Annotated in this window: 22 protein-coding genes and 1 tRNA gene; 14 read left to right on the plus strand and 9 right to left on the minus strand. The window is 71.4% G+C overall.

Going from position 1 to position 21944, the window contains the following annotated elements; genetic code table 11:
- Window positions 1-71: 71 nt before the first annotated feature.
- From KUV85_RS08445 to KUV85_RS08470, 6 genes are all read left to right on the plus strand, one after another.
- The gene (locus KUV85_RS08445) at window positions 72-575 is read left to right on the plus strand and encodes a TlpA family protein disulfide reductase (protein WP_219962767.1); all 504 of its coding nucleotides are present in this window, start codon (window positions 72-74) and stop codon (window positions 573-575) included.
- 5 nt (window positions 576-580) lie between these two features.
- Complete coding sequence (locus KUV85_RS08450; RefSeq protein ID WP_219962768.1) at window positions 581-1465, plus strand: cytochrome c biogenesis CcdA family protein; 885 nt, start codon at window positions 581-583, stop codon at window positions 1463-1465.
- On the plus strand, window positions 1462-2838 hold the full coding sequence (locus KUV85_RS08455) for a dihydrolipoyl dehydrogenase family protein (protein ID WP_219962769.1): 1377 nt from the start codon (window positions 1462-1464) through the stop codon (window positions 2836-2838). Before KUV85_RS08450 ends, KUV85_RS08455 begins: the two co-directional genes overlap by 4 nt.
- A 103-nt stretch (window positions 2839-2941) precedes the next feature.
- The gene (egtB, locus tag KUV85_RS08460) at window positions 2942-4231 is read left to right on the plus strand and encodes an ergothioneine biosynthesis protein EgtB (protein WP_237690228.1); all 1290 of its coding nucleotides are present in this window, start codon (window positions 2942-2944) and stop codon (window positions 4229-4231) included.
- A gap of 4 nt (window positions 4232-4235) precedes the next feature.
- Window positions 4236-5204 (plus strand): L-histidine N(alpha)-methyltransferase, encoded by a 969-nt coding sequence (gene egtD / locus KUV85_RS08465; protein ID WP_219962770.1) that lies wholly within the window; start codon window positions 4236-4238, stop codon window positions 5202-5204.
- Between the two features lie 2 nt (window positions 5205-5206).
- On the plus strand, window positions 5207-5611 hold the full coding sequence (locus KUV85_RS08470; RefSeq protein WP_219962771.1) for a hypothetical protein: 405 nt from the start codon (window positions 5207-5209) through the stop codon (window positions 5609-5611).
- A 9-nt stretch (window positions 5612-5620) separates the two neighbouring features.
- Here KUV85_RS08470 and KUV85_RS08475 read toward each other — a convergent pair whose 3' ends face one another.
- Window positions 5621-6352 carry a DsbA family protein gene (locus tag KUV85_RS08475; protein ID WP_219962772.1) on the minus strand — a complete coding sequence of 244 codons (732 nt, stop codon included), beginning with the start codon at window positions 6350-6352 and terminating at the stop codon, window positions 5621-5623.
- A 30-nt stretch (window positions 6353-6382) separates the two neighbouring features.
- Window positions 6383-6985 (minus strand): hypothetical protein, encoded by a 603-nt coding sequence (locus tag KUV85_RS08480; protein ID WP_219962773.1) that lies wholly within the window; start codon window positions 6983-6985, stop codon window positions 6383-6385.
- A gap of 113 nt (window positions 6986-7098) precedes the next feature.
- On the opposite strand from KUV85_RS08480, the gene KUV85_RS08485 reads away from it, so the two are divergent.
- Both KUV85_RS08485 and KUV85_RS08490 read left to right on the plus strand, forming a co-directional pair.
- A complete protein-coding gene (locus tag KUV85_RS08485; protein ID WP_219962774.1) occupies window positions 7099-7902 on the plus strand; it encodes a Crp/Fnr family transcriptional regulator in 804 nt (267 codons plus the stop codon).
- A gap of 37 nt (window positions 7903-7939) precedes the next feature.
- Window positions 7940-8833 (plus strand): oxidoreductase, encoded by an 894-nt coding sequence (locus KUV85_RS08490; RefSeq protein ID WP_219962775.1) that lies wholly within the window; start codon window positions 7940-7942, stop codon window positions 8831-8833.
- Here KUV85_RS08490 and KUV85_RS08495 read toward each other — a convergent pair.
- From KUV85_RS08495 to KUV85_RS17695, 4 genes are all read right to left on the minus strand, one after another.
- Window positions 8817-10247 (minus strand): MFS transporter, encoded by a 1431-nt coding sequence (locus KUV85_RS08495; protein WP_219962776.1) that lies wholly within the window; start codon window positions 10245-10247, stop codon window positions 8817-8819. The genes KUV85_RS08490 and KUV85_RS08495 overlap by 17 nt on opposite strands.
- A 79-nt stretch (window positions 10248-10326) precedes the next feature.
- A complete protein-coding gene (locus KUV85_RS08500; RefSeq protein WP_219962777.1) occupies window positions 10327-12348 on the minus strand; it encodes an NADPH-dependent 2,4-dienoyl-CoA reductase in 2022 nt (673 codons plus the stop codon).
- Window positions 12345-12896 carry a PadR family transcriptional regulator gene (locus KUV85_RS08505; protein ID WP_219962778.1) on the minus strand — a complete coding sequence of 184 codons (552 nt, stop codon included), beginning with the start codon at window positions 12894-12896 and terminating at the stop codon, window positions 12345-12347. Before KUV85_RS08505 ends, KUV85_RS08500 begins: the two co-directional genes overlap by 4 nt.
- A 113-nt stretch (window positions 12897-13009) precedes the next feature.
- Window positions 13010-13501 carry an HU family DNA-binding protein gene (locus KUV85_RS17695; protein ID WP_425299391.1) on the minus strand — a complete coding sequence of 164 codons (492 nt, stop codon included), beginning with the start codon at window positions 13499-13501 and terminating at the stop codon, window positions 13010-13012.
- A gap of 30 nt (window positions 13502-13531) precedes the next feature.
- Between KUV85_RS17695 and KUV85_RS08515 the strand changes: the two genes are divergently transcribed.
- The 6 genes from KUV85_RS08515 to KUV85_RS08540 are packed head-to-tail and all read left to right on the plus strand — an operon-like array spanning window position 13532 to window position 18263.
- Complete coding sequence (locus KUV85_RS08515) at window positions 13532-14209, plus strand: helix-turn-helix domain-containing protein (RefSeq protein WP_219962780.1); 678 nt, start codon at window positions 13532-13534, stop codon at window positions 14207-14209.
- Between the two features lie 55 nt (window positions 14210-14264).
- A complete protein-coding gene (locus tag KUV85_RS08520) occupies window positions 14265-14918 on the plus strand; it encodes an arsenate reductase ArsC (protein ID WP_219962781.1) in 654 nt (217 codons plus the stop codon).
- A 59-nt stretch (window positions 14919-14977) separates the two neighbouring features.
- Window positions 14978-16054, plus strand: coding sequence for a ferredoxin reductase (locus KUV85_RS08525; protein WP_219962782.1), 1077 nt, complete (start codon window positions 14978-14980; stop codon window positions 16052-16054).
- Between the two features lie 34 nt (window positions 16055-16088).
- Window positions 16089-17300 (plus strand): fatty acid desaturase family protein, encoded by a 1212-nt coding sequence (locus KUV85_RS08530; protein ID WP_219962783.1) that lies wholly within the window; start codon window positions 16089-16091, stop codon window positions 17298-17300.
- Entirely contained in the window at window positions 17297-17635 is a 339-nt protein-coding gene (locus tag KUV85_RS08535; protein ID WP_219962784.1) for a hypothetical protein, read from the plus strand. Before KUV85_RS08530 ends, KUV85_RS08535 begins: the two co-directional genes overlap by 4 nt.
- A 58-nt stretch (window positions 17636-17693) precedes the next feature.
- A complete protein-coding gene (locus KUV85_RS08540) occupies window positions 17694-18263 on the plus strand; it encodes a nucleoside deaminase (RefSeq protein WP_237690229.1) in 570 nt (189 codons plus the stop codon).
- Here the strand turns inward: KUV85_RS08540 and KUV85_RS08545 are convergent.
- The 3 genes from KUV85_RS08545 to KUV85_RS08555 form a co-directional block, all read right to left on the minus strand.
- Window positions 18242-18318 (minus strand) — tRNA-Met (locus tag KUV85_RS08545). The two genes, KUV85_RS08540 and KUV85_RS08545, sit on opposite strands and share 22 nt — an antisense overlap.
- Before the next feature lie 85 nt (window positions 18319-18403).
- Entirely contained in the window at window positions 18404-21388 is a 2985-nt protein-coding gene (locus KUV85_RS08550; RefSeq protein ID WP_219962785.1) for a UPF0182 family protein, read from the minus strand.
- Window positions 21385-21939 (minus strand): PPA1309 family protein, encoded by a 555-nt coding sequence (locus tag KUV85_RS08555; protein ID WP_219962786.1) that lies wholly within the window; start codon window positions 21937-21939, stop codon window positions 21385-21387. Before KUV85_RS08555 ends, KUV85_RS08550 begins: the two co-directional genes overlap by 4 nt.
- Window positions 21940-21944 lie beyond the last annotated feature (5 nt).

A 21944-nucleotide genomic window follows, 5' to 3' on the forward strand; every position in this document is an offset into this window, starting at 1 on the left:
CCCCACGCCCCGTCACCGTTCCGTAAGCGTGATCACACACCGAGGTCCCGATTCGGGGCCACAATGAAGCAATGCGCGTCATCGCCCTACTGGTCCTCGCCGGCGTCCTCGCGGCCTGCGGCTCGACTCCGACCACCGCCCCCGAGACTGATGCCGCCAGCACATCGGGCAGCAGCGTGGCCGACCTGGCCTTCGAGGCGACAGCCCTCGGCGGCGACACCTTCGAGGGCGAGAGCCTCGAGGGGCAGCCGACGGTGTTGTGGTTCTGGGCGCCCTGGTGCCCGACGTGCCGGGCGCAGATTCCGAACCTCACCGATCTCGCGGCGCGCCACGGCGAGGACGTGTCCTTCGTCGGCGTCGGCGGGCTCTCCGACGAGGCGGCGATCGCCGAGACCGCCGGCGACATCGACGGGCTCACCCACCTCATCGACCCCGAGGGCACCGTGTGGAGCCACTTCGGCGTGACGGCACAGAGCTCCTACACCGTGCTCGACGCCGACGGGCAGGTGGTCGCCGAGGGCCAGCTCGCCGACCAGGAGCTCACCGACGTCGTCACCGAACTCGCCCGGGGCTGAGCAGCATGACCTGGCCGGACTCCTCCACCCTCGCCCTCGCCGTCGGCGCCGGACTCGTCGCCGCGGTCAACCCCTGCGGCTTCGCCCTGCTGCCGGCGTACCTCTCGGTCTTCGTGCTCGACGACTCCGCGCCCGGACGCCGTGCGGCACTCGGCCGCGCGGCGCGAGCCACGACGGCGCTGACGCTGGGGTTCGGCGGGGTCTTCCTGCTCTTCGGGCTGGCGATCGCCCCGGTGGCCTCCTCGGTGCAGGCCTACCTGCCGATCTTCACCGTGGTGCTCGGGGTGGTGCTCGCGCTCGCCGGCGGCTGGGTGCTCGCCGGACGCTCCCTGCCCAGCTTCACGCGTCGCGGGAGCACGGCGCGGCGCGGACGTGCGCTCTCGACGAGCTGGCCCGCGATGGCCGGCTTCGGGGCGTCGTACGCCGTCGCCTCGCTGGGCTGCACGATCGCCCCGTTCCTGGCGGTGGTGGTCAGCAGCTTCCGCTCCGGCTCGACCACGGCCGGCATCGTGCTCTTCGGCGCCTACGCCCTCGCGATGGGTGCGGTCGTCGGCGCCGCGGCCGTCGCCGTCGCCCTCGCCCGCGGCGACCTCATCACCCGGCTGCGTCGCAGCGGCGGCGTGATGACCCGCGTCGGTGGTGGGATCCTCCTCCTCGCCGGCGCGTACGTCGCCTGGTACGGCGCGTGGGAGCTCCGCGTGCTCCACGGCGACGCGGGTGCCGACCCGGTGGTCGGCGCTGCCGAGGGCATCCAACAGTGGCTCGCGGGCCGCGCCGCGGAGGTCGGGCTGGTCGGCTTCGCCATCGTGCTGGCAGCCCTGGCCGCTGTCGCACTCCTGCCCCGTCGGCGCCGCGACGCCGACGAGCCCGACCACGTGGAGGCGTCATGAACCAACAGCGACACACCGAGGTCATCGTCGTCGGCCTGGGCGTCGGGGGTGAGTCCGTCGCGGGCTCCCTCGCGGCCGCCGGGGTCGACGTCGTCGGCATCGAGGCCGAGCTCGTCGGGGGCGAGTGCCCCTACTGGGCGTGCATCCCGACCAAGATGATGGTTCGCGCCGCCGACCTGCTCGCCGAGACGCGCCGCGTGCCCGGCACCGCCGGCACCGTCGACGGCGTGCACCCGGACTGGGCACCGGTCGCGCGGCGCATCCGGGAGAAGGCGACCACCGGCTGGGACGACACGATCGCCGTGGACCGCCTCACCGACGCCGGCGTGCACTTCGTACGCGGTCGCGCCCGCATCCTCGCCCCGGACCGGGTCGAGGTCGACGGCGTCGAGTTCACCGCCTCCCGCGGCCTCGTCGTGGCCACCGGCACGACCGCGTCGGCACCACCGATCCCCGGACTGGCGGGGACGCCGTACTGGACCAACCGGGAGGCGATCTCGACCGAGCAGCTGCCCCGCAGCCTGGCCGTGATCGGTGCCGGCGTGGTGGGCTGCGAGATCGGGCAGGTCCACGCCCGGTTCGGGGTCGCCGTCACCGTCCTCGAGAGCGCCCCACGGCCCCTGCCGGCCGAGGACGCCGACGCCGGCGAGCTGCTGGCCGAGCGCCTGCGGGAGGACGGCGTCGACCTGCGACTGGGGGTATCGGTAACCGGCGTGGAGCACCGGGACGGCTTCACCGTCCACCTCGACGGCGCCGAGCCGGTGCACGCCGAGCAGCTCCTCGTCGCGACCGGGCGCCGGCCCGCGATCGACGCGGACACCTGGGTGGCGCTGGGCCTCGAGGGCGATCCCGGGTCGCTGCCGACCGACGACCACCTGCGGGTGCGGGACGGCGTCTGGGCCGTCGGTGACGTGACCGGGCGGGGTGCCTTCACCCACGTCGCGACCTACCAGGCCGACCTGGTGGTCGCCGACCTGCTGGGCCGCGGTGCCGGCGACGCGGAGTACCACGCGCTGCCCCGCGTGGCGTTCACCGATCCCGAGGTCGGTGGCGTGGGACTGACCGAGCAGCAGGCCCGCGACGCCGGCATCGACGTCGCCGTCGGTCGGGCCGATGTCGCCGCGACCACGCGCGGCTGGTTGCACGGCGAGGGCAACGCGGGCCTGATCAAGCTGGTTGCCGACCGCGAGAACGACCGGCTCGTCGGTGCCGTCTCGGTGGGACCGACCGGCGGGGAGGTGCTCGGCGCCCTCGCGGTCGCCGTCCACGCGCGCGTCCCGCTGGCCACCCTGGCGGGCATGATCTGGGCCTACCCGACCTTCCACCGCGGCATCCAGGACGCCCTGCGCGACCTGCGCGCGGACGCAGGCTGATCCCACACCGCCGACCTCGCGACGGCCGCGGCACCGACACCCGTCACTTTTTCGTCATCACGATCCCCCACCGCTGTCGGTGGCGCGTGGCACAGTGGTGAGGGTGAACGCCGCAGCGAGCACTCCCCTGTCCGGGTTCGACACCGAGGTCGCACTCCGTCGCTTCGACGAGGTCCGTGCCTACACCGAGCAGTTGGCCGCCCCCCTGTCCCCGGAGGATCAGACGGTGCAGTCGATGCCGGACGTGTCGCCGACGAAGTGGCACCGCGCCCACGTCACCTGGTTCTTCGAGACCTTCGTGCTCTCCGAGCACGAGCAGGGCTTCGCGCCCTTCCAGGACCAGTACTGGTTCCTGTTCAACTCCTACTACGAAGCGATCGGCCCGCGGTACTCCCGCCCGATGCGCGGCGTCGTCAGCCGCCCGGGCGCCCACGACGTGGGCGACTACCGCACCAACGTCGACGAGCGCATGCGCGACCTCCTCGACGGCCTCGACGACGGCACCTTCGCCAAGCTCGCGCCGACCGTGGAGCTCGGCTTCCACCACGAGCAGCAGCACCAGGAGCTGCTGCTGATGGACATCAAGCACGTCCTCTCGCTCAACCCGCTCCAGCCGACGTACGCCGGGTCCCCGGCCACCGGTCACGCCGGGCCGCTGGGCTGGGTGGAGTTCGACGGCGGCCTGGTCGAGATCGGGCACGACAGCGCCGCGTTCAGCTTCGACAACGAGCTGCCACCCCACCAGCAGTACCTCCAGCCGTTCCGGCTGGCCGACCGGCTGGTCACCAACGGCGAGTGGCAGCAGTTCATGGCCGACGGGGGCTACGAGCGCCCCGAGTTCTGGCTCTCCGACGGCTGGGGCAAGGTCCAGGCCGAGGGATGGCGCGCGCCGTTCTACTGGACCGAGGCCGACGGCCTGTGGTTCGAGCACACGCTGCACGGCACCCACCCGGTCGACCCGGCGCTGCCGGTGTGCCACGTCAGCCACTACGAGGCCGACGCCTACGCCGCCTGGGCCGGCAAACGGCTGCCCACCGAGGCCGAGTGGGAGCACGCCGCGCGCGAGTACGACGCCGGGGACCCCGCCGAGACCGCCAACCTCACCTCGTTCCATCCCCGCCCGGCCGGAGCGCCCACCGGCGAGCTTCGCCAGCTCTTCGGCGACTGCTGGGAGTGGACGGGGTCGGCCTACCTGCCCTACCCCGGGTTCCAGGCCGCCGAGGGCGCGGTCGGCGAGTACAACGGCAAGTTCATGTCCGGCCAGATGGTGTTGCGCGGCGGCTGCGCCCTGACACCTCCGGGACATGCCCGGGCCTCCTACCGCAACTTCTTCCCGCCCAGCGCCCGGTGGCCCGTGACGGGTGTGCGCCTGGCCGACAACGGGGGCCGGTGACGACGTGCCCGACACCCAGATCGAGGTGCTCCTCGAGCCGGGCGACCTGCGCGAGGCCCTCGAGCACGACGCGCGCACCGGGCTGACCGCGGCACAGAAGTGGCTGCCGCCGAAGTACTTCTACGACGCCCGGGGCAGCGAGATCTTCGAGGAGATCACCCGGCTGCCGGAGTACTACCCCACCCGCACCGAGGCAGCGCTACTGCGCGCCCACGCCACCGACATCGGCCACGCGGCCGGGGCCGACACACTGCTCGAACTCGGGTCGGGGTCGAGCGAGAAGACCCGTCTGCTGCTCGACGCACTGGCCGGTGACGGGGCGCTCACGGCCTACGTGCCGGTCGACGTCAGCGCCAGCGCGCTGGAGGAGGCCGTGGCCGCCCTGGGCGCGGACTACCCCGGCCTCCGGGTGCACGGCGCGGTCGCGGACTTCGACCGTCACCTCGCCGACCTGCCGGAGCCGGGCCACCGCCTCGTCGCGCTGCTCGGGGGCACGATCGGCAACCACGACCGTGCCGGGCGGCACCAGTTCCTGACCGACCTCGCGTCGGGCATGAAACCGGGCGAGGCGCTCCTGCTGGGCCTGGACCTGGTCAAGGATCCCGCCCGCCTCGTGGCGGCGTACGACGACGCCGCGGGTGTCACCGCGGACTTCAACCGCAACGCGCTGCGGGTGCTCAACCGCGAGCTCGCCGCCGACTTCGACGTGGCCGCCTTCACCCACGTCGCGGTGTGGAACGAGGTCGACGAGCGCATCGAGATGCGCCTGCGTGCCCAGCGCGAGATGACGGTGCACCTGTCGGCGCTGGACCTGACCGTCGGCTTCGAGCGCGGCGAGGAACTCCTCACCGAGTACTCCTGCAAGTTCCGCCGCGACGGGGTCCACGAGGAGCTCGCCGAGGCCGGCTTCGTGCTGGAGCAGTGGTGGACCGACCCCGACGAGGACTTCGCGCTGGTCCTGGCCCGGCGCTGACCATGACGAGGTCCGCACTCCTCGCCGTGACCGCGATGCTGCTGGTCGCCACCGGGTGCGGATCCGATCCCGAGTCGTCGCCAGGCGGGAGCGGTGACGACCAGCGCCACCCCGACATCGTCGAGGTCCAGATCGAGGAGCAGGACGGCAGCTACTCCCTCGAGGTCACGGTCAGCTCGCCCTACGACTCCCCGGAGCGGTACGCCGACGGCTGGCGGGTGCTGGGACCCGACGACACCGTCCACGGCGAGCACCGGCTCCTGCACGACCACGCGGGCGAGCAACCCTTCACCCGCACGCAGACGGGCGTGGAGATCCCCGACGACGTCGACGAGGTCACCGTCCAGGGACGGGACCAGGAGCATGGCTACGGCGGCGCCACGGTCACCGTGGCGGTGCCACGGTGACCGTCGCACTCACTTCTTGAGGCGTCGGCTCCCGCCGTGCCAGTCCTCCTCGGCACCGGTGTCGCCCGGCTCCACGCCGAGTCCGGGCAGCTGGGGCAGCTCCCGCAGGCTCCGCTTGAGCTCTGCGAAGCCCGGGAAGCCGGCGAGGCCCACGACGTGGTCCCACAGTTCGGCGGCCTCCTCCTCGCGCGGGAGGCGGCTGATGACCGGACCGAAGAAGGCCACGCCCTCGGGCGGCTGGAAGTGGATGATCGGCGTACCGACATCCTTGCCGGTCAGGCCGAGCGCCTCGTCGGTCTCGGCCTGGATGACCGGGTCGAGGTCCTCGTCGTCCAGCGACTTGGCCAGCTCGGTCGGCAGGCCGACCTCGGTCAGCACGGACTCGGTGAACTCCACCGTGCCGCGGTGGTCGAGTCCGTCGGGGCCGACCGCGTCGGTGAGCGGCGCGGACTCGAAGATGCGGCCGCCCAATGCCTCGTACAGCCGGGCCACGGCGTCGTTGCCGTGGTCGTGCCGGGTGTGGGCGGCGACGCGCAGCAGCCGCAGTCCGGCGGTGTGGCCGGCCTCGTAGCCCTCGGGGAAGTGGCTGTCGTAGTCGATGTGCGCGTTGACCTGCCGCAGCGAGATGAAGCGCCACTCGGCCTCGTAGTCACGCTGCGCGGCGACCATGCGGACCCACTTGCTCGTCATCCAGGCGAACGGGCACACGGGGTCGAAGTAGAAGTTGATGTCGGCGCTCATCGCGTCCCTTCCGGATCGGTTGTCCCCACGCTACTGGCGTGGATGGCGGCGGCCAGGGCGCAGGCCCGCCGCAACGAGCAGCCCGGTGACCACTCCGAACAACACGTGTTCGGCCAAGAACGTTCCCCAACCGGCCATCTCCGGCATGTCGGCGATCGGGTTCATCCCGGCCATGCCGCCCTCAGCGAGGTCAGACACGCCGAAGACCGCCGCCGCCAGGGGCAGTCCCACCCACGAACTGATCACGAACACGAGGCCGCCCCACACCGCACCCAGACCGGCGAGGACCGCGGCTCCTGCCGACCTCAGCCGCGAGGCGATGGCACCGAAGGCCGCGCCGTAACCGGCGCCGGTCATCACGTGGACGGCCAGGCCGAGGAGCGCCGTCCCGGGAGCCACCTCCCACGCGCCGTCGCCCGTCATCCCGCTCATCATCGAGCTCATCAGGTCGTCCGGCGCCACGATCACGGTCGCGATGTGATGCAGCGGTGTGAAGAAGCCGGTGTCCTTCACCAGTGACGCGACCATCGCATACAGGCCCATCGCCACCGAGGCGACCACGCCTGCTCCGGCACCGAGCGCGGCGCCCCGTCCGAGCCGCGACGGCGTGGCGTGCTTGACGTTGGTGTCCATCGGGTTCCACCCCTTCCAAGGATCGGTTGGACACCACGCTTGCCCTCCCGTCGCCACCGGTCGGTGATGACGCTCACAGAAGGCCGGTCCCCCGAGCCCTAGCGTCTGCGACCATGGAGGACATCGATGACGCCTGTCCCACTCCGGAGCGGGTGGGCAGCATGCTGGACGTCGCCCGGCCGTGGGCGCCGGGTCGGCGTGAGGAGGGGGCCGACGTGGGTCACGCAGCGAACGACCCCGATCGCACCTGGTGTCTGACCGAGGTCGACATCTTCGCCGATCTCGATGACTCGGAGATGGACCGGATGGCCCGGTCGGCACCGATGCGGACCTACCTCCGCGGCGACCTCATCTACTCCCCACACGATCCGCTCGAGGCGCTGTTCATCCTCAAGGAGGGACGAGTGCGGATCTTCCGGGTCTCCGAGGACGGCCGGGCGCTCACCACGGCGATCCTGGCGCCCGGCACGATCTTCGGGGAGATGGTGGTCGTCGGGCAGCACATGCACGACAGCTTCGCCGAGGCCCTCGACGACGTGACCGTGTGCCTGATGGGCCAGGCCGACGTACGTCGTTTCCTCCTCGCGGACGCACGCATCGCGGCCCGGATCTCCGAGACGCTGGGACGCAGGCTGGGCGAGTTGGAGCAGCGCCTCTCCGACACGGTGTTCAAGTCGGTCCCCGAGCGTGTGGCAAGCACCTTGGCAGCCCTCGCAGCAGCTCAAGCACCCGGCCGGCTGGGACGTCCACGCCAGGTCCGGCTGACCCATGAGCAGCTCGCGGCACTTGCCGGCACCTCGCGGGAGACCACGACGAAGGTGCTCGGCGAACTCGCCGATGCCGGTGCCGTCACGCTCGGTCGTGGTCGCATCAGCATCGTCGACCTCGACCGGCTGCGCGGCCTCGGCGGGCACTGACACGTGCCCGACCACCCCCTGTGGGAGGGTTCGCTCCATGCGACCGTGGACCGCAGTCCCTCCCCAGCCGGGCCGGCGCTTCGTCGTCACCGGCGCCAACAGCGGGGTGGGACTCGAGGTCGCACGAATCCTCGGCTCCCGGGGCGCAGAGGTCGTGATGGCGTGCCGCAGCGCCGAGCGCGGCGAGGCGGCCGCAGCCACCGTGCCCGGACACGCCGCGGGTCGCGTCACCGTCCGGCAGGTCGACGTCGCCTCCCTGGCCTCGGTGCGCGACTTCGCGGCGCGGTTCCGCGCCGAGCACGACGGACTCGACGTGTTGGTCAACAACGCCGGGGTGCTCGGGGCTCCGTTCGGGCTGGGCGAGGACGGCGTGGAGACGCACTTTGCCACCAACCACCTGGGGCACTTCGCGCTCACCAACCTGCTGCTGCCCGCGATCCGCGACCGGGTGGTGGTCATCGGCTCACGCCAGCACCGCGGCGCCGACCTCGACCTCGACGACCTGGCCTGGCGTCGCCGTCGCTACCGCGCCTTCGGCGCCTACGGCCAGTCCAAGCTGGCCAACCTGCTCTTCCTCGCCGAGCTCGACCGTCGGCTGTCCCGAGCAGGATCCACCGTCCGCGCCGTCGGCGCCCACCCCGGCGCCACCGCGAGCCACATCACCGGCGGCTCCGGCAACCCGGTGCTCACCTGGATCGGCCACCACGGCCACCGGCTGGTCAGCATGCCCACGTGGCGCGGCGCGCTGTGCACGGTGTACGCCGCCACCATGGACCTGCCGGGCAACAGCTACATCGGTCCCCACGGCAGGCTCGAGCTGCACGGGTGGCCGGCTCCGGCACGCCGCTCCCCCGCGGCCCGAGACGATGCCCTGGCCCGACGGCTCTGGGAGGTCTCGGAGGAGCTGAGCGGCGTCAGCTGCCCGCTGTGACCGCGACGGGCTCCACCGCGGACGGCGTACGCCGCGGCACCAGCAGGGTGACCGCGACGCCGACCAGCGCCGCGACGGCGCCGAGGCCGAAGCACCAGGCGAAGGCCGTCTCGCTCGGCACGGACGTCCCACCGAAGGGCACCGTCGAGCTGGTGAGGACGGTGGCCATCACCGCGGCCGACAGTGTGGTGCCCATCGCACGCATCAGGGCGTTGAGGCCGACGGCCGCGCCCGCCTCCCGCGGCGGGACGGCGTCCATGATCAGCGTCGGCATCGCGGCGTAGGCGATCCCGACGCCCGCCGCGATGACGCAGGCGGCGAGTGCCAGCTGCCAGGCGTCCTGCATCAGGGCCAGGCCGAGCAGGTAGCCAGCGGCGACCACGCTGCCGCCGATCAGCAGCGCGGCGCGGGCGCCGAGCCGGTCGATGATCCGGCCCGACACCGGCGAGAAGAGCATCATCATCAACCCGGCCGGGGCGAGCCACAGCCCGGTCTCCAGCAGCGAGGCGCCCACGCCGAAGCCGGTCGCCGGGTCCAGCTGCAGCAGCTGCGGGATCACCACCAGGTTCGACATCAGGCCGAACCCGATCGCGACCGCGGCGAGGTTGGTCATCAGCACGGGGCGGCGTACCGACGTGCGCAGGTCCACCAGCGGGTCACGCACCCGCAGCTCGAAGGCCGCCCAGGCACCGAGGACCACCAGTCCCAGCGCCACGAACCCCAGCGTGCGGAGGTCGATCCAGCCCCAAGTGCTGGACTTGGAGATCCCGACCAGCAGCGCCACCAGGCCCAGCGCCATCCCGATGACGCCGACGGTGTCGATCCGCCCGCCGTGGGCGTCGGCCACATGGGGCACGAAGAGCACCGCCAGCAGCAGGGCACCCAGCCCGACGGCGCCGGAGACCCAGAAGATCGCGTGCCAGTCGCCGTACTGGGTGATGGCGGCCGACATCGGCAGTCCGATGGCACCGCCGACACCCATCGTGCCGCTCATCGCGGCGATGGCCGTCGAGGCCAGGTGCGGCGGCGTGACCTCGCGCATCAGCGAGATACCGACCGGGACCAACCCCATCGCCAGGCCCTGCAGGCCGCGTCCGACGAGCATCGGCCACAGCGAGGAGGCGAGGGCACACACGATCGAGCCGACCACCAGCACCGCCACGTTGGTGACGAAGACCCGCTGCTTGCCGAACATGTCGGCCAACCGGCCGGAGACGGGCATGCCGACCGCACCGGCCAGCAGGGTGATCGTGACGACCCAGCCGGCGCTCGAGGCCGAGGTGCCCAGCAGGTCGGGCAGGTCGGACTGGATCGGCATGACCACGGTCTGCATCATCGACGCGGCGAGACCACCGGTGCAGAGCACGGCGACCGCGACGAGCGGTCGCTGCGCCGGTGAGTCGGGTCGGGTCACGGTGGGGTCTCCTCGGGTCGGATGTCGATCATAGGTTTGGTTGTCAGCGTCAACCAAACCCGCGCCCGGCCCGGCCGGCTCAGAGGGCCGCAGCGACCTCGGTGCCCTGCTTGATGGCGCGCTTGGCGTCGAGCTCGGCCGCGACGTCGGCGCCGCCGATGAGGTGGATCGCGGCGCGACCGCCTTCGCCGACCAGCTCCTCGTGCAGGCCCCGCACGGACTCCTGGCCGGCGCAGACCACGACGTGGTCGATGTCGAGGACCTGCGGGACGCCGTCGACGCGGATGTGCAGGCCGGCGTCGTCGACCCGGTCATAGGTGACGCCGGAGAGCTGGTGGACACCACTGTCCTTGATGACCGCGCGGTGGACCCACCCGGTCGTCTTGCCCAGCCCCTTGCCCTGGCGGGACTCCTTGCGCTGCAGCAGCCAGACCTCGCGTCGGGGGTCCCGGGGCTGCTTCTCGGCGAGGCCACCGGGGACGTCCGGGTCCTCACTGACGCCCCAGTGCACCTTCCACTCCGCGAGGCTCTCCTCGCGGTGGACGAGCAGCTCGGTCACGTCGAAGCCGATGCCACCGGCGCCGATCACCGCGACCCGGTCGCCGATCGGCACCGCCCCGGTGATGGCGTCGGGATAGGACACGACCTTGGGGTGGTCCATCCCGACGATGCCGGGGTCGCGGGGCGCGACACCGGTGGCGACCACGACGTCGTCGTACCCGGCGAGCAGGTCCGGGGTGGCCGGGGTCGCGAGCTTCACGTCGACGCCGAGGACCTCCATCCGGCGGGCGTAGTAGCGCAGCGTCTCGGCGAACTCCTCCTTGCCGGGGATCTGCATCGCCAGCCGGAACTGGCCGCCGATCTCCTCGGCCGCCTCGAACAGCGTGACGGCGTGCCCGCGCTCCGCGGCGGTCACGGCCGCCGAGAGACCCGCGGGTCCGGCGCCGACGACGGCGACGCGCTTGGCCGAGCGCGTCGGGCCGATGACCAGCTCGGTCTCGTGGCAGGCGCGCGGGTTGACCAGGCACGAGGCGCGTTGGGCCTTGAAGGTGTGGTCCAGGCAGGCCTGATTGCAGCCGATGCAGGTGTTGATCTCGTCCGCGCGGCCCTCGCGGGCCTTGGCGACCAGGTCGGGGTCGGCCAGGAACGGCCGCGCCATGGAGACCAGATCGATGCCGCGGGCGAGCAGGTCCTCGGCGACCTCGGGGGTGTTGATGCGGTTGCTCGCGCAGACCGGGATGTCCACGACGTCCTTGAGGCGCAGCGTGGTGTCGGCCCAGGCCGCGCGCGGGACGCTGGTGACGATCGTGGGCACGCGCGCCTCGTGCCAGCCGATACCGGTGTTGATCACGTCGGCACCGGCGGCCTCGATACGCTGCGCGAGCTCGGCGATCTCCGACCAGGTCTGCCCCTCGGGCACCAGGTCGAGCAGCGACTGGCGGTACATCACGAAGAAGTCCTCGCCCAGCTCCTCGCGGATCCGGCGCACGATCTCGACGGGGAACCGCATCCGCTTCTCCGCCGATCCGCCCCAGCGGTCGGTGCGCTGGTTGGTGGTCCCCCGCAGGAACTGGTTGATCAGGTAGCCCTCCGAGCCCATGATCTCCACGCCGTCGTAGCCGGCCTTGCGTGCCAGCTTGGCGCTGTCCACGAAGTCGTTGACGGTGCGTTCGACCGCCCGCGTCGACAGCGCGGACGCCTTGAAGGGCGTGATCGGCGACTGCGACGCACTCGCCGACACGCTGAACGGCGTGTAGCCGTAGCGCCCCGCGTGCAGCAGCTGGAGCGCGATGCGGCCCCCCTCGGCGTGCACCGCCTCGGTGACGCGACGGTGGCGCATGGCGTTGAGCCGCGTGGTCATCTGCGAGCCGAACGGCAGCAGCCACCCACGCACGTTGGGCGAGTAGCCGCCGGTGACCATGAGGCCGACCCCGCCGCGGGCGCGCTCGGCGAAGTACGCCGCGAGCTCGTCGACGTGCCAGGGCCGGTCCTCCAGGCCGGTGTGCATCGAGCCCATGACCGCGCGGGACTGGAGGTCGAGGCCGCCGACGCGCGCGGGTGAGGTCAGCAGCGGGAATGCGGTGGCGGTGGTGCTCGTCATCGGTGGGAGTCCTTCGTGGTGTCGTGGGCGTCGAGGTACTCGGTGAGCCACTGGATCCAGAACTGCTCGACCAACAGGCCGCCGCGCAGCACCAGGTAGATGTCCAGGTCGGCTCCGGTCAGGGCGCCGGGATCCGGGAAGTCCCGGCCGGCGAGGTACTCATAGAGGGAGTGCCGCTTGGTGTGCTCCTCGCGGAGGCGGCGTACGTCGTCCAGCACCGCGGCGCGATCGCCCAGCGAGGCGCCGCGCAGCTTCACGCCGATGTCGCTGCGCACCGGGTCCGAGGTGGTGGGCTCGGCGATCCAGCGCCGCAGCTCCTCCCGGCCGGCCGGGGTGACGGCGTACTCCTTCTTGGCCGGGCGGTCGACCTGCGGGACGACCTGGACGCTCACCCAGCCCGACCGCTCCATCTTGGCCAGCACGCGGTAGATCTGCTGGTGCGTGGCCGTCCAGAAGTAGCCGATCGAGGCGTCGAAGCGACGCGTCAGCTCCGATCCCGCGGCGGCCCGCTCGCTGAGCGAGACCAGGATCGCGTGCTCGAGGGCCATGGCGTCATGGTGGCTGATTCCGCGCCACTATGCAACTCGTTGCATAGCGGCCTGACGCACGACCGCCCCGCACCGGACATCCGGGCGGGGCGGTCGTGGGAGACGGGAACGCCTCAGGCGTCGCGCTCCTTGCGCATCGCAGCCTGGTCCTTCTTGCTGGCTGCGACGTACTTCTTCAGGCCAGCGCCGGCCTTGAACGCGGGGGCGTTGGTCTTCTTGATCTTGATCGGCTCTCCGGTCTGCGGGTTGCGCGCCGTGCGGGCCGGGCGCTCACGCTTCTCGAAGGTGCCGAACCCCGGGAGCGTCACGCGGTCGCCGTCGGCGACCGCGTCGCTGATGACGTTCAGGGTCTGCCCGAACGCGCGGTTGGCGTCGGCCTTGGACAGTCCGGTCCGCTTCGCCAGCTCCTCGACGAGCTCTGCCTTGTTCATCTGGTGCACCTTCCAAACTCGAGTGGCCCTTCCCGCCGGTGCAGGCAGGAAGGTATCGGCGTCGCCATGATGGCGAACATCACCACATCGGGGGCGACGGCACGCCGAGAAGCCCGATTCTGCGGGCTTTCCGGGCGTTGCCGGCGACGCGGGGAGCCGAGACGGACTTGACACTCCCGATTTAGTTCAGTGAGCATTGAGTCAATGAACACTGAGGTAGATTCGGAGCTCGTGCGACGGGCAGCCGTCCACGCCGCGCTCGGCGAGCCGGCGCGGTTGCGCATCGTCGACACGCTCCGCACCGGTGACGCCTCCCCCTCGGAGCTGGCGGGGATGCTCGCGATGCCCTCGAACCTGCTGGCCCACCACCTCAAGACCCTGGAGGCTGCCGGCGTCGTGACGCGGCACCGCTCCGAGGGCGACGGCCGCCGCACGTACCTGACGCTGGCCGCGAGCCCCGACGACCCGGCGGCGACCGTGGTCGGCTCGCCCCCCGGGCGCGTGGTGTTCGTGTGCACCGCCAACTCGGCCCGTTCCCACCTCGCGGCGGCGCTGTGGCGCCGCGCCAGCGCCGTGCCGACCGCGTCGGCGGGCACGCACCCGGCCGATCGCATCGCCCCCGGCGCACTCGCGGCGGCGGCGCGGCACGACCTGGACCTGCCCGAGGTCGCGCCGCGCCACCTCGACGAGGTCAGCGCCGCGGGCGACCTCGTGGTCACCGTGTGCGACCGCGCCCACGAGGAGCTCGGCACCAGCGGCGACGTGCACTGGTCGGTGCCCGACCCGGTGCGCCCCGGCACCGCGCGCGCCTTCGACGCGGCGTACGACGACCTGGCCCGGCGGGTGGGCGAGCTCACCCGGCGCGTCTCCCCCACCGCCTGACTCCCCATCGACCACCCCATCAGCCCGCACCAACGGACATCCGAGAGGCCGCGCCATGAGCATCCACGAGCACCCCGACATCACCCTCGACCAGCGTCTCGCACTCAAGAGCGCCGCGACCCGGCTGGCCGACCACTTCGCCGGCAGCTTCAACAGCGAGACGATCGAGCGGTTCCTCACGACCTCCTACGACCAGTTCGCCAGCCACGCCACGATGCCGAACTTCCTGCCCCTGCTGGCCGAGCGGTTCGCCAAGCAGCGCCTGCAGGCCGCTGCCCGGGTCGAGGGCCACGGCACCGACGGCACGCCGATCGCGCTGTTCCTGTGCGTGCACAACGCCGGTCGCTCCCAGATGGCACTGGGTTTCTTCAACCACTACGCCGGCGGTCGGGCGATCGCCTGGTCCGGCGGCTCCGAGCCGGGCGAGTCGGTGAATCCGGCGGCCGTTGCCGCGATGGCCGAGCGCGACATCGACATCGCGACGGAGTACCCCAAGCCGTGGACCGACGAGATCGTGCGCGCGGCCGACGTCGTGGTGACGATGGGCTGCGGCGACGAGTGCCCCTACTTCCCCGGCAAGCGCTACCAGGACTGGCAGCTCGACGACCCCGCCGGCATGGACGTCGCGGGCGTGCGCCCGGTCCGCGACGAGATCGAGCGCCGCGTGCTGGCCCTGCTCGAGGAGCTCGGGGTGCCGGCCGCGCGTTGAGCGACACACCTCGGACGGACCATTGACCCGATCGAGGCAACACGTGTTCACTGACCCCCGTGGCGCAGCGCACAGTGACATGGGAACGGGTCCGTCGGGCCAGCGACAAGCTCACGACTCCCCTCCTCCCCGATGACTACCTGACGCTGCTCAACCCGCTGTGGAGCTCCCGCGAGCTGCGCGGCCGCGTGGAGAAGGTCGTCCGGGAGACCGAGGACGCGGCGACGCTCGTCATCCGGCCGGGCTGGGGCTGGAACTACCACCACCGGCCCGGGCAGTACGTCGGCATCGGCGTGCAGGTCGGCGGCAAGTTCCACTGGCGCTCCTACTCGGTGAGCTCGGAGCCCAAGAAGGACGGGCGCCACCTGGCGATCACCGTGCGGGCGATGCCCGAGGGCTTCCTCTCCTCCCACCTGGTCAACGGACTGGAGCCGGGCACCATCGTGCGCCTCGCACTGCCCAGCGGCGACTTCGTGCTGCCCGACCCGCCGCCGGCCAAGAGCCTCTTCCTCGTCGGCGGCAGCGGCATCACGCCGGTGATGGCCATGCTGCGCACGCTGGACCGCCGCGACACGATGGGCGACGTCGCCGTCCACTACGCCTCCACCACCCCGGAGCGGATGATCTTCCGCGACGAGCTCCAGCGCCTGCACCACACCCATCCCAGCCTCGTCGTGCACGAGTGGTTCTCCGACGAGCAGGGCATTTTCGAGCTCGCCGGCCTCGACGACCTCGTCCCCGACTGGCGCGAGCGGGAGACCTGGGCCTGCGGTCCGGGCCCGATGCTCGACGCGGTCGAGCAGTGGTGGGAGGACGCCGGCCTGACCGACCAGTTGCACCTGGAGCGCTTCGCCCTCGCGGCCCGGGAGAGCGACGGCGAGGGCGGCTCGATCGCCTTCCAGAACTCCGGCAAGCAGGCCGAGGCCGACGGTGCGACCACGGTCCTCGAGGCCGGCGAGTCCGCCGGCGTCGGCATGCCCTACGGCTGCCGGGTCGGCATCTGCCACACCTGCACGTTGACCAAGATCTCCGGCGCCGTGCAGGACGTGCGCAACGGCGAGAAGTTCGAGCAGCCCAACGAGCAGATCCAGACCTGCGTCACCGTCCCACTGGGCGAGTGCGTCATCGACATCTGACTCCTTCGACCCCACGACCGAGAGGACCCACCCCATGGCCATCGCCGACGTCGCCGAGTACGCCCACCTCACCGAGGAGGAGGTCGAGCAGATCGGCGCCGAGCTGGACGCGCTGCGTCGCGAGATCGAGGAGTCGCGCGGCGCGGCGGACGCGGCGTACATCAACAAGGTGATCAAGGTGCAGCGCTGGCTCGCGGCCGGTGCGCGGATCGGGATGATCGCCAGTACGCCGCTGTCGGGGCGGGCACGCAAGGCCGCCCTCGGCGTGAGCGCGGCGGCCCTGGGGGTGGCCAAGATCCTGGAGAACATGGAGATCGGCCACAACGTCATGCACGGCCAGTGGGACTGGATGAACGACCCCGAGATCCACTCCTCGACCTGGGAGTGGGACACCGGCCAGCCGGCCGAGCAGTGGAAGCACTCGCACAACTACATCCACCACCAGTTCACCAACGTGCTCGGCCACGACAACGACATCGGCTACGGCGTGCTGCGCATGGCACGGGAGCAGAAGTGGCACCCGGCCAACCTCGGCCAGCCGGTCTACAACGCGCTGCTCGCCAGCCTCTTCCAGTGGGGCGTGGCGCTGCACGACCTGGACATCGAGGCGATCCGCAAGCTGGAGAAGGACCCCGAGGAGATGAAGCGGCAGCTCAAGCAGATCGCTGCCAAGGGACGCAACCAGATCCTGAAGGACTACGTCCTCTACCCGGCACTGAGTGGTCCCAAGTGGAAGCAGGTCGTGGTCGCCAACGCCAGCGCCAACCTGATGCGCAACGTCTGGTCCTACCTGATCATCTTCTGCGGCCACTTCCCCGACGAGGCGCTCCACTTCACCGAGGAGGAGCTGGAGGACGAGACGCGCGCGGAGTGGTACCTGCGCCAGATCTACGGCACCGCCAACTTCGAGGGCGGCGAGCTGCTGCACATCATGAGCGGCAACCTCGGCTACCAGATCGAGCACCACCTCTACCCCGACCTGCCGAGCAACCGCTACGCCCAGATCGCCGTCCGCGTGCGGGCACTGTGCGACAAGTACGACCTGCCCTACACGACCGGACCGCTGCACCGGCAGTACGGCCAGGTGCTGCGCACGATCATGAAGCTCTCGCTGCCCAACTCGATGACGACCGACGACAAGCCCGCGACCCCGGTGTCGGCCGAGGTGCGACACGGTCGGCCGCACGAGCAGGACCGGCCGACCCGGCGCACCGAGCTCGGCGGCTGGTCGCGGCTGGGCGCATGAGCGCCGCCGCCACCACGGGTACGCCGTTCGCCTGGGCGGACTTCCCTCACGCGCTGGAGCGGGCGCGGGTCGTGCAGTGCGCCCTGAGCCGCGTCTGCGGCGCCTGCTCGCGCCCGCTGGGCCGCCCGATCGCCTTCCTGGCCGACCGCGGCGAGCAGGACCGCAACGAGCTGCACGTGCCGCCGCTGCACCGCGACTGCGCCGAGGAGCTGCTCGCGCGCGGCGATGCCGACGCGCAGTGGGAGGTCGTGCTGACGGCCGGGTTCGAGTTCATCCGCCCCGCCAAGCACGACGAGGACCGCCGCCCCCGCTTCGCGCCGAACTCGCTGCTGTAGCCGGACGCAGGCGACGTCGGTACCGTCGCCACGTCCACGACGACCGCGGAAGGCTGCCGTGACCATCACCGAGGACGACCTGCGCCACCTCGACCGGTGCGTCGAGCTGGCCGAACGCGCCGTCGAGGCCGGCGACGAGCCGTTCGGGTCCGTCCTGGTCGCCCCGGACGGATCGGTGCTGCTGGAGGACCACAACCACGTCAGCGGCGGCAACGGCACCCGCCACCCGGAGCTCGCGATCGCCCTCTGGGCCGGCGACCACCTCGCCCCCGAGGAGCGCGCGGCCCACACCGTCTACACCTCCGGCGAGCACTGCCCGATGTGCGCGGCCGCGCACGCCTGGGTGGGCCTGGGGCGCATCGTCTACGCCACCTCGACCCCGCAGCTGCTCGACTGGCTGGCCGACCTCGGCCTGCCGTCCGCCCCCGTGCGCCACTGCGCATCACCGACGTCGCCCCGGGCCTGCCGGTCGACGGTCCCGTGGCGGCGTACGCCGATCGCGTCGCAGCGCTGCACGCTCGACACCATCGCGACTGAGCGCGGAAGGAGCACCGGCCCCGACAGCGAGAACCCCCTGATTCGAGCGAATCAGGGGGTTCTCGTGAGTGGTAGCGGGGGCAGGATTTGAACCTGCGACCTCCGGGTTATGAGCCCGGCGAGCTACCGAACTGCTCCACCCCGCGTCGGTGAATAGAACACTACGCGACGGCGTCGGACCGGGACAAATCGGGGGTGGGTGAGACACGTCTCCCCCACCCCCGACCGGGCCTACTGGCCGGAGTCGCCCTGGTTGCCGCCGTTGCCGCCACCGCCGTTGCCGTCGCGCTGCTCGATGAGCGCGATGGCGCGGCTGAACTCGCGCTCGGCGACCGCCAACTGGCGTTCGCGCTCGACGAGGTCACCGTCGACCCGGGCCTGCTCAGCGGCCCGGAACGCCTGGTCGGCCGCGGCCAGGGCCGCGTCGATCTGCTGCTCGACGGAGCCACCGCCGCCGGTGTCGGGCTGCTCCGGTTGCTCGGGCTGTTCGCCCCCGGTGTCCGGCTCTTCGGGCTCGGGCTGTTGGCTGCCGGCCCCGTCGCCGTCCAGGGCGTCCCGCAGGGCCCCGGCGAGGTTGCGGCCGATGCCCACGTCGCTGCCGTAGCGCACGATGACGTACTGCAGGATCGGGAAGCTGGACTCGCTCGCCGCCCGCACGGCGTACACCGGCTGGATGTAGGCCAGGCCGTCACTGACCGGCAGCGTCAGCACGTTGCCGAAGATCGGCGGCGTCGCCCCCGAGACCAGGAAGTCACGCAGCTGATCACGCACGCCCTGGTCCTGCTGCATCTCGTTGGCCGCGATGCCGGGACCCGGCACGTTGTTGTCGCTCATCTCCAGCACCTGCATCTCGCCGAAGGTCGGCGAGGTGGCGTCGGAGTCCACCTGCACGTAGGCCGCGAGGATGTTGCGGTCATCGGGCACGAACGACGAGGTCAGCGTCCAGTTGGTGCCGCTGTCGTCCTCCTCGGTCACGTCCCGGGTGAAGAGGCGGTACGGCGGCTGCAGGCTCTGGCTGGCCTCCGGGTCGCTGGGCACCTCCCACAGGTCCGTGCCGCCGTACCAGGCGGCCGGGTTGGTGACGTGGTACTTCGCGAGCTGGTAGCGCTGCGCCTTGAACAGGTCCTCCGGGTAGCGGAGGTGCTCCAGGAGGCCGTCGGAGATCTCGTCCTTGGGCTGGACCGAGTCGGGGAAGACGTTCATCCAGGTCTGCAGGATCGGGTCCTCCTCGTCCCACTCGTACAGCGTCACGCTGCCGTCGTAGGCGTCCACCGTCACCTTCACCGCCGAGCGCATGTAGTTGATCTCGTCGGTGGGCACGGTCGCGAAGCCGGTCTCCTCCTGCAGCGAGTCATCGGTCATCGCCTCCAGTGACTCCCGCTGCGCGTTGGGGAACCGGTCGGTCGTGGTGTAGCCGTCCAGGATCCACTGCACCCGACCGTCGATGACCGCCGGATAGGGGTCGCGGTCCACGGTCAGCCACGGCGCCACGGCCTCGACCCGCTCGATCGGCGAGCGCTGGTAGAGCACCTTGGAGTTCTCGTGCACACGGCCGGAGAGCAGGAAGTTCGGCTCGCCGAACTTGATGCCGTAGAGCAGCTGCTTGAAGGTGTTGCCGATGTCGACACCGCCCGCGCCGTCGTACGTCGTCTCGCGGTCGGTCTCGGCGGCCTCCTCGGCGTCCTGGCTCTCGTCCAGGCCCAGGCCGAGCTCGACGTCCTCACCCTCGTCGGGCTTGCCGACGACGGAGTAGAGCGGGCTCATCTCGCCGTAGTAGATCCGCGGCTCGAAGTCGGGGTCGGAGGTGAAGACGTTCTCCGCGTCCTCGATGCCCTCGGCCCACACCATGCGACCGTTGCCCTCGTCAGCCGACACCTGGTTGGCGTACGCCGCGATGACGCCCTCGCCGTGGGTGTAGACGGTGTGCATGTTGGTCCAGTTCGGCTCCGGCACCTCGTCCGGGTCGACCTCGCGCACGCCCAGCACGAGCGGCACGTCCTCGCCGTCGATCTGGTAGCGGTCGACGTCGAGCACCGGCGGCACCGAGTAGTACACGCGTGGCTGCTGGCGCTGCTCGAAGGTCTGGAACACCTGCTGCGGGTCCACCACCGGCACCTTGCTCAGCTGCTCGTTGAGGTTGCTGACGCCCTCGGTGTCGGGGATGCCGCGGTAGTCCTGCATCTCGACGTCGTCGATGTCGTAGGCCGAGCGCGTGGCGGCGATGTTGGCCGCGATGTAGTCGCTCTCCTTGTCCGCCTCGGTCGGGTTGACCTGGAACTGCTGCACCAGCGCGGGCCAGATCATGCCGAGCAGGACCGCGGAGAGGGCGAACAGCGCCAGCCCCACCGACGGCAGCTGCCAGGTGCGGCGCCACACGTTGAGGAAGAACAGCACCGCACAGATCGCGGCGACACCGATGAGGATGTTGCGCGCCGGCAGCAGGGCGTTCTCGCCGGTGAAGTTCATGCCGGTGAACAGCGAGTTCTCCGTCAGGACCAGGTCGTAGCGGTCCAGCCAGTAGTCGACGGCCTTGAACAGCACGAACAGGCCGAGCAGGACGCTGAGCTGGACCTGGGCGGCCCCGGAGAGCCGGTCGTGGCGCACCTGGAGCCGGATCCCGCCGTAGAGGTAGTGCACGACCGCGGTCGCCAGCAGCGCCACGATCGTGGCGGTCATCGCGAAGTCGACCAGGAAGTGCCACCACGGCAGGTCGAAGACGTAGAAGCCGACGTCCTTGCCGAAGTAGGCGTCGTCCTCGCCGAAGGAGCTGCCGTTGCGCCACATGAGGTACGCGCGCCACTGGCCCACCGCCGAGGAGCCGGCAAAGATGCCGATCACGCCGGCGACGCCGAGCAGCAGCCAGGTCCGGATCGGCGTGATCGCGTCGCGATAGCGCATCACGCTCGCGTCACCGCCGCCGAGGCCGAACAGCGGCCGGAAGCGGTAGGCGAAGTAGAGGTTGACCCCGACCGCGGCGGCCATCAGCACGCCGAAGACCAGGAAGAGGCCGATGCGGGTCCACAGCATGGTGCTGAAGACCTCGCCGAAGCCGACCGCCTGGAACCACAGCCGGTCGGTGTAGAGCGTGGCGAAGGTGGAGACCAGGAACAGCGTCGTCACCACCACGACGCCGGTGATCACCAGCGCGCGACCCCGACTGTTGCTGCGCTGCGGCGGCCCGGGGTCCTTCGGCTCCTCGTCGAACAACTCGCTCACTGGTCTTCCTCCACCTCATCATCGAGCGTGCCGCGCAGCAGTTCCAGCAACGCGGGCACCAGGTCGGTCCCACCCATGACCGACATGTCGTCATCGTGCTCCCGACTGCGCACCGCGCAGTAGGACGCACCGTGGCGGGTCACGCCCGCCACGATCCTCACCTCGGCACGGTCGGGGTGCCCGGCGGCGTACTCCGCCGCCTCCTCGGGGTCCTCCGGGATCGTCCCGTCGGCACCGGGCGGCAGCACCACGCGCTCCACCACCGCCGCGCAGCCGCGCACCGCCTCGGGCCACTGGATGCCGGGCAGCAGCTCCTCCAGGGACTGCTGTGCATCGAGCTCGTCCTGCTCGATCGGGGTCAGCGACCCGGCCTCGGTCGGACCGTCCAGCCCCAGGCTCGCCGCGAGCTGCGGCTCCTGGGAGACAAGGTCGGCGGTGCCGACCAGGGCGTAGAGGCGCGCGGGCTGGTCCCACCCGGCCGCGGCCTGGTGGGACTCGATCTCCAGCACCGCGGCCGCCAGGGCCGGGTCGACGTCCAGCTCGTAGTCCATCGCAG

Source organism: Nocardioides panacisoli (genome assembly GCF_019448235.1).
Lineage (GTDB): Bacteria > Actinomycetota > Actinomycetes > Propionibacteriales > Nocardioidaceae > Nocardioides > Nocardioides panacisoli_A.